General features: G+C 70.9%; 10 protein-coding genes. 5 read left to right on the forward strand and 5 right to left on the reverse strand.

What is annotated here, in order from left to right; all coding sequences use genetic code 11:
- Positions 1 to 115 precede the first annotated feature (115 nt).
- The 4 genes from ABTZ59_RS14745 to ABTZ59_RS14760 form a co-directional block, all read right to left on the reverse strand.
- Complete coding sequence (locus ABTZ59_RS14745) at positions 116 to 2,077, reverse strand: TerD family protein (RefSeq protein ID WP_351396181.1); 1,962 nt, start codon at positions 2,075 to 2,077, stop codon at positions 116 to 118.
- Positions 2,078 to 2,258: 181 nt separating this feature from the next.
- Entirely contained in the window at positions 2,259 to 2,825 is a 567-nt protein-coding gene (locus ABTZ59_RS14750) for a TerD family protein (protein ID WP_030353647.1), read from the reverse strand.
- A 185-nt stretch (positions 2,826 to 3,010) separates the two neighbouring features.
- Positions 3,011 to 5,140 (reverse strand): excinuclease ABC subunit UvrB, encoded by a 2,130-nt coding sequence (uvrB, locus tag ABTZ59_RS14755; RefSeq protein WP_351396184.1) that lies wholly within the window; start codon positions 5,138 to 5,140, stop codon positions 3,011 to 3,013.
- Between the two features lie 81 nt (positions 5,141 to 5,221).
- Positions 5,222 to 6,112 (reverse strand): MHYT domain-containing protein, encoded by an 891-nt coding sequence (locus tag ABTZ59_RS14760; protein ID WP_351396187.1) that lies wholly within the window; start codon positions 6,110 to 6,112, stop codon positions 5,222 to 5,224.
- A gap of 316 nt (positions 6,113 to 6,428) precedes the next feature.
- Between ABTZ59_RS14760 and ABTZ59_RS14765 the strand changes: the two genes are divergently transcribed.
- From ABTZ59_RS14765 to ABTZ59_RS14785, 5 genes are all read left to right on the forward strand, one after another.
- Entirely contained in the window at positions 6,429 to 7,313 is an 885-nt protein-coding gene (locus ABTZ59_RS14765) for a glycerophosphodiester phosphodiesterase (RefSeq protein WP_351396190.1), read from the forward strand.
- 68 nt (positions 7,314 to 7,381) lie between these two features.
- Positions 7,382 to 7,927: a methylated-DNA--[protein]-cysteine S-methyltransferase gene (locus ABTZ59_RS14770; RefSeq protein WP_351396312.1), complete on the forward strand. Its 546-nt coding sequence runs from the start codon at positions 7,382 to 7,384 to the stop codon at positions 7,925 to 7,927.
- A 259-nt stretch (positions 7,928 to 8,186) separates the two neighbouring features.
- A complete protein-coding gene (gene fdhA / locus ABTZ59_RS14775; RefSeq protein WP_351396192.1) occupies positions 8,187 to 9,416 on the forward strand; it encodes a formaldehyde dehydrogenase, glutathione-independent in 1,230 nt (409 codons plus the stop codon).
- Between the two features lie 185 nt (positions 9,417 to 9,601).
- A complete protein-coding gene (locus ABTZ59_RS14780; protein WP_351396195.1) occupies positions 9,602 to 10,555 on the forward strand; it encodes a pseudouridine-5'-phosphate glycosidase in 954 nt (317 codons plus the stop codon).
- Positions 10,552 to 11,448 carry a carbohydrate kinase family protein gene (locus ABTZ59_RS14785; protein ID WP_351396197.1) on the forward strand — a complete coding sequence of 299 codons (897 nt, stop codon included), beginning with the start codon at positions 10,552 to 10,554 and terminating at the stop codon, positions 11,446 to 11,448. The genes ABTZ59_RS14780 and ABTZ59_RS14785 overlap by 4 nt, the downstream gene beginning before the upstream one ends.
- Position 11,449: 1 nt before the next feature.
- On the opposite strand, the gene ABTZ59_RS14790 is transcribed toward ABTZ59_RS14785, so the two are convergent.
- Positions 11,450 to 12,118, reverse strand: a complete 669-nt coding sequence (locus ABTZ59_RS14790) for a nucleoside/nucleotide kinase family protein (RefSeq protein WP_351396200.1) — start codon at positions 12,116 to 12,118, stop codon at positions 11,450 to 11,452.
- Between the last annotated feature and the right edge of the window lie 46 nt (positions 12,119 to 12,164).

Below are 12,164 nucleotides of genomic sequence, written 5' to 3' on the forward strand. Positions count from 1 at the left end.
ACGGGCACGTCGCGATGTGGGAGTACTCCCCTCCGCTGCAAGGAAGAGTACAGGAAGAACCAAGAAAAGGTAAAATGATCAGTGAAAAGCCATCACTTGTGCAGTGCGGGCCTGGTCAGCGGCGCCAGGAGCGGCGAGCGGACGCCACCTGTTCGAGGACCTGGAGGAGCACCCTGCTGCCCGGCGGCACCGCGGGCGGTTCGTAGGTCCAGGCGTGCCCCACCCAGGGATCGGCGAGGTGATCGTCCGGGACGGGGGTGACCCGCAGCAGCGACCGCCAGAGCGGATCCAGCACCGGTCCGTATCCGCTCGCGTCCTCGCGGTCCGCGACCATCAGCAGATGCACACCGACCGCCGGACCCTCGTCGGCGAGATAACGCAGCTGGGTCACCGCGCGGTCGTCGAAGCCATGCGGGAAGTCATTGACGATCAGCAGCTGCTCCGCGGTGTCCAGACCGGGCGGCAGGGACTCGGCAGCCCCGCCGCGGACCGCCATCTGCACCAGGTCCACACGCTGGGTGAGTGTCGCGAGGACGGTCGCCACACCCCCGGCGCCCGCCGCGGGCGGCCGGTCGAGCACCCCGGACGAGGTCAGCGGGGCCAGTGAGCGCGCGCCCGAGCCCGCCGGGTCGATCACATGGACGGTGAACTCGCCGGGCGGGTAGGCGGCCAGAAGGCGTGCGGCATGGGTGACCGCGGTGTCCATGGCCAGCCCGCGCAGCTGGGCGTCGTCCATCATCAGCGCGGCCTCGGAGCCGGATCGGCCGCTGTCGACCCAGAGCCCGCGCTCCAGGGGCAGCCGCACCAGCATCGGTATCCGCAGATCGGGGCGCTCGGGCAGATGGACATCGCCGAGGCGCAGCGCCATCGGGATCTCCATCGGCACGCGGTAGGCGTGCCAGACGGGGTTGTCCCAGCGGGCGTAGGCGGGCGGCAGCGCGGGCTCGACGACCTCGGACTCGGCGACGAGCTGGGCCAGATCGCGGTCAAGGACCTCGCGCGCCTGGCCGGCGAGCTGGTCGTGCTTGGCACGGGCGGCCTCGCGGGCGGCGTCTCCCGCTCCGCCGATGCGATGACGGGGGTCGGAGAGGACGCGGTCCAGTTCCTGGTCGAGCCGGGATTCGGCGAAGTCCATGGCGCTGCGGTACGCGGCGGTCGTACGGGCCAGATCCTCGAACATGCCCCAGACCTGGTTGTAGAGGCGCTCGTCCATGGACCAGCCCGTCGCGTCACCCGCGACGGGGCGGGGCGGCCGGCCGGGCTGGGCGGGCACCGCGGCCGGGGGCGGAGTCGGCGGCGTGGACGTACGGCGGCCCGGATGCGTGTAGTTGACCGCCCCGCCCGCGCCGGACCCCGGACCCGCGGACGACGGCGGTACCGAGGCCGGCGGGCCGGCGGACGGTACGGTCCCGGGCGTGGACTGCGAGGGTGTGACGGGTCCCGGGGCGGGAGCCATGGGCAGCCCCTCGGACCTGCGCCGCCCGCCGTCCGTCGCACCCGGCAGCGGGGTCTGTACGGCGCTGGCCAGATGGCGGGCCACCGCCTCCTGGATACCGGCGGCGAAGGCACGGGCCTGGGGCAGTCCCTGGTCGCCGAACAGCTCGGCGAGGCCGCCCGCGTACCCCTGGCCGACGGCCCGGACCTTCCAGGCCCCCTGGCGGCGGTAGAGCTCCAGGGCGACAACGGCGGTCTCGGAGTCCAGCCCGGTGAGGGTGAAGCTGGCGACCTCGGCGCCCTCGGTGGAGGTGACCGCCGCGAAGGGCGCCGCCGTGGCGCCGAAGCGATCGGGGCCGCCGACGCCCTCGGGGAGGGCGAGCAGTACATGGACCAGATGCACCCGCGAGGGCAGAGCGTCCAGATCGACGTGGAAGCGCAGGGCCGCGGCGGCCTGGCGGGACACCTCGATGCCCGGGAGGGAGGGCGAACCGGGGTGGACGATCCACTCCGCGCCGCCCACGGTGCCCTGGGCGTCCGCGAGCGTGGCGCAGGGCATGACCGGTGCGCCGGCCGTCACCCGGATCTCCAGTCGGGTGTGGGGCAAGGGGTGGTTCTGCCCCCGGACCAGCTCGGCCGTCATCGCCTCTGTCCCCTCATCGGTTACGCGTCGGTGTTCAGGTGTGGTGGTACAGCTCAGTACGGGTGTTGTGGTGCGGATGCCCGGTGCGGGGGTACTTCTGTGCGACCGCAGCGGCGCAGCCCCCGGTGGCCTGCGCCGGCCTCCGGGAGCTGCGTTTACTCGACGACGCCGTCGCCGTGTCCTACAGATGCGGCAGGATCGACGGCATCAGGTCCTGGAACGTACGGCCGTTGGCCGGGTTGCCGAGGGCCGTCATCTGCCAGCCGGAGCCCACGCGGTGAACCTTCGCCATGATCTGCGCGGTGTACTGGCCGCCGCCGTCGAGCGTGTAGCGGGCCAGCTCCTGGCCGTTGGTCTCGTCGACGATGCGGCAGAAGGCGTTCTGGACCTCCTGGAACGTCTGGCCGGTGAACGAGTTCACCGTGAAGACGATCTGGTCGATATGGACCGGGATCCGCTGGAGGTCGACGAGGATCGCCTCGTCGTCGCCGCCCTGGCCGGCGCCGCCGACCAGATTGTCACCGGTGTGCCGTACCGAGCCGTCGTCGCTGACGAGATGGCGGAAGAAGACCACGTCGACCGGCTGCTTGTCGGCGAACAGCACCGCCGAGGCGTCCAGGTCGATCTCGCGGGTGCGGGAGCCGAACAGGCCCCGGCGGGGGGCGGCCTGCCAGCCGAGCCCCATGCGCACCGCCGTCAGGGTGCCGCCGCCCTTCTTCTCCAGGCTGATGGCCTGACCCTTGGTCAGATTGACGCCAGGGCCTCCGGGCGCACTGCCCTTGGATACGTCCACCACGCGCTGTCCCCTCTCGAATGGTTCCCCCGCAACCGTCCGTATGCGGTTGCGCAGCACCCTACGCAGTCACAGGGACATTGCAGGAGGCTTGGACCGTTTTTGTGTCGGTCTTGCAACACACCAGGTGTCCCGGTGTGTCAGGCCAGCCCCACTTCCCTCATCTGCCGCAATTCCTTCTTGAGTTCGCTCACTTCGTCGCGCAGCCGCGCGGCGACCTCGAACTGAAGCTCGGCCGCGGCGGCCCGCATCCGGTCGGTCATCTCCTCGATGATCCCGGCCAGTTCGGCGGCGGGCCGGTCGGTGAGCACGGCGCCCGTCGTCCCCGCCTTGCCGCCCTTCGCGGGCTTCGCCCCGAGCGAGGGGACCGGGGCCTTGGCGGGCTTGCCGTCCTTCGACTTCCGGTAGCCCGTGCCGAGCAGGGCCTCGGTGTCGACCTCCTCGCGCGCGATGGTCGCGACGATGTCGTTGATCTTCTTACGGAGCGGCTGGGGGTCGATACCGCGCTCGGTGTTGTACGCGATCTGCTTCTCCCGGCGCCGGTTCGTCTCGTCGATCGCCTGCGCCATCGCTGGGGTGATCTTGTCCGCGTACATATGGACCTGACCGGACACATTGCGCGCGGCCCGTCCGATGGTCTGGATGAGCGAGGTGCCCGAGCGCAGGAAGCCCTGCTTGTCGGCGTCGAGGATCGCGACCAGGGAGACCTCCGGCAGGTCGAGGCCCTCGCGGAGCAGGTTGATGCCGACGAGGACGTCGTACTCACCGGCGCGCAGCTCACGCAGCAGCTCGACCCGGCGCAAGGTGTCGACATCGCTGTGCAGATACCGCACCTGGATGCCCAACTCCAGGAAGTAGTCGGTGAGGTCCTCGGCCATCTTCTTGGTGAGTGTGGTCACCAGCACGCGCTCGTCCTTCTCGGCGCGCTCGCGGATCTCATGGACCAGATCGTCGATCTGGCCCTCCGTGGGCTTGACGACGACCTCGGGGTCGATCAGGCCCGTGGGACGGATGATCTGCTCCACGAAGCCGTCGGAGCGGGACAGCTCGTACGTACCCGGAGTGGCGGAGAGATAGACGGTCTGGCCGATCCGCTGCTGGAACTCCTCCCACTTGAGCGGGCGGTTGTCGAGCGCGGACGGCAGCCGGAAGCCATGGTCGACCAGGGTCCGCTTGCGGGACGCGTCGCCCTCGTACATCGCGCCGATCTGCGGCACGGTGACATGCGACTCGTCGATGACCAGCAGGAAGTCCTCGGGGAAGTAGTCGAGGAGGGTGTTGGGCGCGGAGCCGGGCGCGCGGTCGTCGAAGTGCATCGAGTAGTTCTCGATCCCCGAGCAGGAGCCGATCTGGCGCATCATCTCGATGTCGTAGGTCGTCCGCATCCGCAGTCGCTGGGACTCCAGCAGCTTGCCCTGCTTGTCCAGCTCGGCCAGCCGGGACTCCAGTTCCCGCTCGATCCCATTGACCGCCTTCTCCATGCGCTCGGGACCGGCCACGTAATGGCTCGCCGGGAAGATGTACAGCTCTTCGTCGTCGCTGATGACCTCGCCGGTGAGCGGGTGCAGCGTGGACAGCGCCTCGATCTCGTCGCCGAACATCTCGATACGGACGGCCAGCTCCTCGTAGACCGGGAAGATCTCGATGGTGTCGCCCCGGACCCGGAAGGTGCCCCGGGTGAACGCGAGGTCGTTGCGCGTGTACTGGATGTCGACGAAGCGGCGCAGCAACTGGTCCCTGTCCAGCTCCAGGCCGACCTTCAGCGGCACCATCCGGTCCACGTACTCCTGGGGCGTACCGAGGCCGTAGATGCAGGAGACCGAGGCGACGACGACCACATCGCGGCGGGTGAGAAGGGAGTTCGTCGCGGAGTGGCGCAGCCGCTCGACCTCCTCGTTGATGGAGGAGTCCTTCTCGATGTAGGTGTCCGACTGCGGAACGTACGCCTCGGGCTGGTAGTAGTCGTAGTACGAGACGAAGTACTCGACGGCGTTGTTGGGCAGCAGCTCACGGAATTCGTTCGCCAGCTGGGCGGCCAGGGTCTTGTTCGGCGCCATCACCAGCGTGGGGCGCTGGAGCTTCTCGATCATCCAGGCGGTCGTCGCCGACTTTCCCGTGCCGGTCGCGCCGAGCAGGACGACGTCCTTCTCGCCCGCGCGGACACGCCGCTCCAGGTCGGCGATGGCCGTGGGCTGGTCGCCACTGGGCTGGTAGGAGCTGACGACCTCGAAAGGCGCCACCGTACGTTCGATCTTGGAAACGGGCCGCATGGATCCACCGTACGACCCCGCACTGACAGTGGGACGGCGAGCGGCCCCGGATCACCCGGAGTGAGCGACCGCTCACCCGCGTCACCAGTCGTGGAGGTCCTGGGAGCCGCGGCGCGCGGACCTGGCGGCCGCCCGGTCGGCGTGCACGCGAAGGCCCGGGCGCGGCCGGATCCGCTGCGTGGGCACCCCTTGGCGCCCGCACGGCCCGGTCACGGCCGCCGCGGAGCGTGACCGTTCGCGGCGGCCCGTCACCAGCAGCGGGTCGACCAGCACCGCCACACCGGCCAGCAGCAGGAAGAAGGCCGGACCGACCAGCATCGGGGCCAGCAGTTCGGCGGGCGGGGCGCCGCCCGAGTCGCCGACGGCGCCGCTCAGATGGACATGGACCGCGGCCATCGCGGTGTAGTGCATCCCGGTCGACGCGACGCCCATCACCGCGCTGGCGGCCAGACCGGCCAGAAAGCCGCGGTGCGAGACGACCACCCAGAGGGCCGCCGTCGTCATGATGACGGCGATCATGACGGAGAGCGCGACGGTGAAGGTGTCGTATCCGACGCGGCCGTGCAGCCGGATGCCCGCCATGCCGAGGTAGTGCATGGTGGCGAAACCGAGGCCGGTGATGGTGCCGCCGGTGATGAGGGTCATCGGGGTCGTGCCTCGGTACCCGACGATGAAGATCCCCACCCCGACCATCACGATCCCCACGACAAGGCTGGCGAATGTCGTGAACCGGTCGTAGCCGATCGGCACCTCCGAGACGTCGAACCCCATCATCGCGATGAAGTGCATCGTCCAGACGCCGGAGCCGATCGCGGCCGCTCCCAGCGCGAGCCCGCCCGGTTTCCAGGCGCGCCTGGTGCGCAGGGATCTCGCGGTGCAGCGCAGCCCGAGAGCCGCGCCGAGACAGGCCATGAGAAAGGCCGCCACGGGTGTGACGAGACCGTAGCTGAATCCGTCGATCGTGCCCTGCATAGCGATATGCCCCTCGCCCCTCGTGCTCCCTGTGCGAAAGCGTCGGCTCGGGCGAGGGTAGGACGGCCGGCCCGGTAAGCAAACAGGACCCCGGCGTTTTGTCGACACGAAACGGCGCACGCCCCCGTGGTACGGGGTGGTCTTCCGCGGGTGTGGCTTCATGATCTCACCCCATCCTTCGCGTCCATGGCGTGACTTCACGTTGTGGCCAACCTTCGCCTGTCCCCTGTTGGCCGCGGGCTGTCACGCTCTGGCCGACTGCCATCGCACGACCTGCCATCGCACGACACGCCATCGCACGACGCGAGGAGTACACGTGTACGCACGCACCTCAGTGACAACGGCCGCCGCTCTGCTGGGAGTCACCGCGCTGGTTCTGCCCGGCGCCGCCACCGCGAGCGCGGGCCCGGCCGCCGAGCCCAGGGGCGGCAGCCCGGTCGTCATCGCGCACCGCGGCGCCTCCGCCTATGCCCCGGAGAACACGCTCGCGGCCGTCGACGCGGCCGGTGACCTGGGCATCGACTGGGTGGAGAACGATGTCCAGCGCACCAAGGACGGCCGGCTGGTGGTGATCCACGACGACAATCTCCGGCGGACCACCAATGTGGCGGAGATCTTCCCCGACCGGTCGCCCTGGAAGGTGAAGGACTTCACGGCGGCGGAGATCGCCCGGCTGGACGCGGGCAGCTGGTTCGGCGAGCGGTGGGCGGGTGAGCGCGTACCCACGCTGAGGCAGTACCTGGACGCCGTGGAGGACAACCGGCAGAAGCTGCTCCTGGAGATCAAGGCCCCCGAGCAGTACCCCGGCGTCGAGCAGGACATCCTGCGGGTGCTGCGCCAGGAGGGCTGGCTGAGCCGCGGGCACGTCAAGAACAAGCTGGTCATCCAGAGCTTCAGCGCGGACAGCGTCCGTACGGTGCACCAGTTGCGCCCGGACCTCGTCACGGGCTTCCTCGGCGCTCCGGCGGTGGCCGATCTACCCGCGTACGCCGCGTTCACGGACCAGATCAACCCCGCGTACGGAGCGCTCACCGGCGACTACGTGGCGGCGGTGCACCGGCTGAAGGGCCCGAAGGGCAAGCCGCTCACGGTGAGCACCTGGACGGTCAACGACGCGGCGGGCGCGGTGCGTGTCCGGGATCTCGGTGTGGACGGGATCATCACCAACAACCCCGACGTGGTGCGGGACGCGGTGGGCTGAGACCGGAGACCGGAGGCCCCGGGCCGGTCCCAGGAGCGTTGTCAGTGGTGGCCCGTACCGTGGTCGGCATGAACAACTACGGGCAGAAGCCGGTGGAATGGACGGTCGTGTCCACCGGCATCGGGCCATTGCTGCTGGCCGCGACCGGCCAGGGGCTGGTGAGCGTGGTCTTCCATGCCCATGGGCCGGTGCGGGAGAAGGCGCTCGGACAGCTCAGGGACCGGCTGGGCACCGAGCCCGCCGAGTCGGCGTCGGGACTGCTGGCCGAGCCGATACGCGGGCTGTCCGCGTATTTCGCGGGCGAGCTGCGGGAGTTCGGGCTGCCGCTGGACTGGTCGTTCGCCACGGGCTTCAATCGGCAGGTGCTGCGCGAGCTGGCGTCGGGCGTCCCGTACGGCACGGTGGTCGGGTACGGCGATCTGGCCGAGCGGGTGGGCCGGCCGGGGGCCGCCCAGGCGGTCGGCGCGGCGATGGGTGCCAATCCATTGCCCGTGGTGGTGCCGTGTCATCGCGTGGTGGAGAGCGACGGCGGGATCGGCGGCTTCGGAGGCGGACTCGAAACGAAGCGTCGGCTGCTGGCTCTGGAGGGCGTGCTCCCGGAACCGCTCTTCTGAGCCCGACCACCGGGGCCTGACCACCGCTCCGAACTGGTCGGATCGTGTGCGTTTACCGACACTTGTCCGCTTTACGTGCCGGGCTTAGGCTTATTTGTGGAGAGCACCGCGTGTACAGCCCGGCGGGCAGTGGACGTCGGCCTGCGGCGTCCCGTACCGGCAGGCACTTCGGCCGGACCGCCCGAGCGGTAGCCGACTCCATCGCACACAGGCCGAGTCATCCGCTGGACGAGAAGAGCCGAAGGGACGGCGAGTCAGGATGAGCGGAGGAAACAAGGCAGTCGAATACATCAAGCCGGGTGAGGTGGATGTGAGGACCACCGAGTACCCGACGCTCGAACTCAAGGACGGGCCAGGTGTGGCCCCCGCGAACGTGGGCCGGAAATGCCGCCACGGAGTCATCCTCAAGGTGCTCGCGACCAACATATGCGGCAGCGATCAGCACATGGTGCGCGGCCGGACCACGGCTCCCGAGGGGTTGGTCCTCGGCCACGAGATCACCGGCGAGGTCATCGAGCGCGGCCCCGACGTCGAGTTCATCGACGTGGGCGATGTCGTGTCGGTGCCGTTCAACATCGCCTGCGGCCGCTGCCGCAACTGCAAGGAACGCCAGACCGGTATCTGTCTGAACGTCAACCCCGCCCGTCCCGGCGCCGCGTACGGCTACGTCGACATGGGTGGCTGGGTCGGCGGACAGGCGCAGTACGTGATGGTTCCGTACGCGGACTTCAACCTGCTCCGCTTCCCCGACCGGGACGCGGCGCTGGAGAAACTGCTGGATCTGACGATGCTGTCGGACATCTTCCCCACGGGCTACCACGGCGCGGTGACGGCGGGCACGGGCGTCGGTTCCACGGTGTATGTCGCGGGCGCGGGACCTGTCGGTCTGGCCGCCGCGGCCTCGGCCCAGTTGCTCGGCGCGGCGGTCGTCATCGTCGGCGACCTGAACGCCGAACGGCTCGCGCAGGCCCGCAGTTTCGGCTGTGAGACCGTCGACCTCACCAAGGGGTCGGTCGAGGACCAGATAGCCCAGATCCTGGGCGAGCCCGAGGTCGACGCCGCGGTCGACGCGGTCGGCTTCGAGGCGCGGGCGCACGGCAAGAACTCCAAGGAGGCTCCGGCGACCGTCCTCAACTCCCTGATGGGTGCCGTCAGGGCAGGCGGCGCGCTCGGTATCCCGGGGCTGTACGTCACCGACGACCCGGGCGGTATCGACGAGGACGCCAAGACCGGCACGCTCAAGGTCCGGCTCGGCCTGGGCTGGGCGAAGAGCCACACGTTCAGCACGGGACAGTGCCCGGTGATGAAGTATCACCGGGGCCTGGCGATGGCGATCCTGCACGACCGGGTCCACATCGCGAAGGCCGTCAACGCCACGGTGATCTCGCTGGAGGACGCCCCGCGCGGCTACGAGGAGTTCGACCACGGCGCCAGCCGCAAGTATGTGCTCAATCCGCATGGAGCGCTGAACGGAGTGGTGGCCGCCTGAGTGATTCCCGAGCGGTGGAGGGCGCGGTCGGCACCGCGCCCTCCACGGACGCGTCCCGAGGCGTGTCGTCAGAGACGTGTCGTCAGAGGCGTGTCGCCACAGGAGCGCCGTTCACTCGCGAAAGTAGCGCCGTTCACCCGCGCGTCGACGTTTGCGTCCGCGCGGGATGTGCCATGGATGGGGACATGCCAGACATCACTTCGCAGCTCTCCCCCGAGGTACGGGAGGCGCTCGCCGCGCACCGTCCCGTGGTCGCCCTGGAGTCGACGATCATCGCGCACGGACTGCCGCGCCCGCGCAATCTGGCGGTCGCGGAGGAGCTGGAGGCGCTCGTACGGGCCGGCGGCGCCGTACCCGCCACGGTCGCCGTGCTGGACGGCCGGCCCCGGGTGGGCCTGTCCACGGACCAGTTGGCACGGGTCGCCCAGGACGACTCCGTACGGAAGCTGGGCCATCGCGATCTGGCGCCCGCGCTCGCGGCGGGGGCGAGCGGTGCCACGACCGTCTCCGCCACCGCGTTCCTCGCCGCGCGGGCCGGGATCCGGGTCTTCGCGACGGGCGGTCTCGGCGGGGTCCACCGCGGCTGGACCGACACCCAGGACGAGTCGGCCGATCTGCGCCTGCTGGCCAGGACCCGGATCACCGTGGTGTGCGCGGGCGTCAAGTCGATCCTCGACGTACCGGCGACGCTCCAGCGGCTGGAGACGCTGGGTGTCGGCATCCTCGGCTACGGCACCGACCGGTTCCCCGGCTTCTATCTGACCTCGTCCGGTGAACCGGTCGACTGGACGGTCCGGGCGCCCGAGGAGGTCGCGGCGGTGATGGACGCGCAGGACGCGCTCGGCGGCCCGGAGTCGGCGCTCATCGTCGCCAACCCCGTGCCGGAAGCGGAGCAGTTGGATCCGGAGCAGCACGACCGGGTGCTCGCGGAGGCGTTGACGGAGTGTCATGAGCGCGGTATCAGCGGCCAGGCGGTCACCCCGTTCCTGCTGGACCAGCTGATGCGCCGCACGGGCGGCGCCTCGCTGGAGGCCAACCTCGCGGCGGTGCGCGGCAATGTGTGGCTCGCGGCGCGCGTCGCGGCGGCATGGTCGGCGTCGGGCCGGACCGCGCGGGGCCGGACCGCGGCGGGCGGATGAGCACCGGCGCCGGGGGCGCCGCGCTGCTGGTGATCGGGGATGTGGTCACCGATGTGGTGGCGCGGTACGGCACCCCCCTCGCGCACGGTACGGACACGGCCGCCGAGATCCGTACGCTGCCCGGCGGCGCCGGCGCCAACGCGGCCTGCTGGGCGGCGCACTGCGGCGCGGAGGTGCGGCTGCTGGCACGGGTGGGGACGCAGGCGCGGGAGTGGCACGAGGAACGGCTGCGGCGGGCGGGCGTACGTACCCATCTCGTCGTCGACGATCTCGTTCCGACCGCGACGGTGATCTGCCTGGTCGACGCCTCCGCCGAGCGCACGCTGCTCACCGACAGCGGCGCCGCGCTGCGGCTGTCCCCCGCCGACTGGTCACCGTCCCTGCTGGACGGGGTGGGCCGACTGCATCTCTCCGGCTATCTCTTCTTCGCGGACTCCAGCCGCCAACTGGCCTTCGCCGCGATGGAATCGGCTGAGGAGCGGGGCGTCCCGGTGAGTGTGGACCCCGCCTCGGCGGGGTTCATCAAGGAGCTGGGCGTGGACCGTTTTCTGGCGTCGGTGGGGAGCGTGGAGACCCTGCTCCCGAACGCGGACGAGGCCAGGCTCCTCACCGGGCTGACGAACGTGACGGACGCCGCCGCCGCGCTGAGCCGTCGGGCGGGGGTGGCGGTGGTGACCCTGGGCGGGGACGGCGCGCTGGTGGCGGAGGCGGGGGCCGTCACGGCCCGGGTACCGCCGGTCCCGGCCCGCGCCCGGGACTCGACGGGCGCGGGCGACGCCTTCACGGGCGCGTTCCACGCGGCCCGGCTCACCGGGGCGGACCCGGTGGCGGCCGCGACAGCGGGCTGCCGGGCGGGGGCACGGGCGGTCGCGACCATGGGCGGCCGGCCCTGACTCAGCCGCTGTCCGAGGCCGCCCCACGCCGGTATCCGAGGCCGCCCCACGCCGGATGGCGCGGATCATCCGTCCGTACGACCACATCGGCGGCCTCGGCCGGGTCCACCTCCCGTTCGTAGCGCTCGAACGCGGGAAGGGTCCAGCGTTCGCTCTCGTCGGTACGGCGCCCGAGCGCGGCCGGTGACAGCCGCAGATGCACCGTGAGGTCGAACGGGAACCAGTGCCCCAGCAGCAGCGGGCCGTGCAGCACCAGCACACCTCCGGGCGCGAGTGCGCTGTGCGCGCTGCGGGTCGCCCGGTCGGTGGCGGGGTCCCAGAGATCGGGCAGGACCCGTCCGGTGCCGCCGGGCTCCAGCGGCCCGAAGACCTCCCGCCACAGCGCCCCGGTGTCGAACCAGCCGCTGTAGTACGTCTCCGGATCCTCGCGACCGTACTCGTACCGCAGCGACGCCGGCCGCAGGAATCCACCGGTCCCGACGACCAGTACCGACCGGCCGCGTACCCGAAGCGCCTCCGCGAGCGCGTCGGCCCGCTCCCCGGTCCCGGCGGCCGGCGCTCCGTCGATGGCGACACGGAGCCAGGGGCCGCCGTCCGCCGCCCCGGTCTCCAGCACCCGCTCGGCGACGGCCTCGGTCAGCCGCTGCCAGGTGATCGCTTCGAGTCGCACCCGACCATCATCGTCCAGCGGCGCTCGGTCCCGCCGGGCCGGCCCC

The sequence above is a fragment of the Streptomyces sp. NPDC094034 genome, from assembly GCF_040303865.1.
Taxonomy (GTDB): Bacteria; Actinomycetota; Actinomycetes; order Streptomycetales; family Streptomycetaceae; genus Streptomyces.

Coding starts and splice junctions, on each gene's coding strand:
- ABTZ59_RS14785 (WP_351396197.1), top strand. CDS start 10,552: ATGAGCACCGGCGCCGGGGGCGCCGCGCTGCTGGTGATCGGGGATGTG.
- ABTZ59_RS14760 (WP_351396187.1), bottom strand. CDS start 6,112: ATGCAGGGCACGATCGACGGATTCAGCTACGGTCTCGTCACACCCGTG.
- fdhA (WP_351396192.1), top strand. CDS start 8,187: ATGAGCGGAGGAAACAAGGCAGTCGAATACATCAAGCCGGGTGAGGTG.
- ABTZ59_RS14780 (WP_351396195.1), top strand. CDS start 9,602: ATGCCAGACATCACTTCGCAGCTCTCCCCCGAGGTACGGGAGGCGCTC.
- uvrB (WP_351396184.1), bottom strand. CDS start 5,140: ATGCGGCCCGTTTCCAAGATCGAACGTACGGTGGCGCCTTTCGAGGTC.
- ABTZ59_RS14745 (WP_351396181.1), bottom strand. CDS start 2,077: ATGACGGCCGAGCTGGTCCGGGGGCAGAACCACCCCTTGCCCCACACC.
- ABTZ59_RS14770 (WP_351396312.1), top strand. CDS start 7,382: ATGAACAACTACGGGCAGAAGCCGGTGGAATGGACGGTCGTGTCCACC.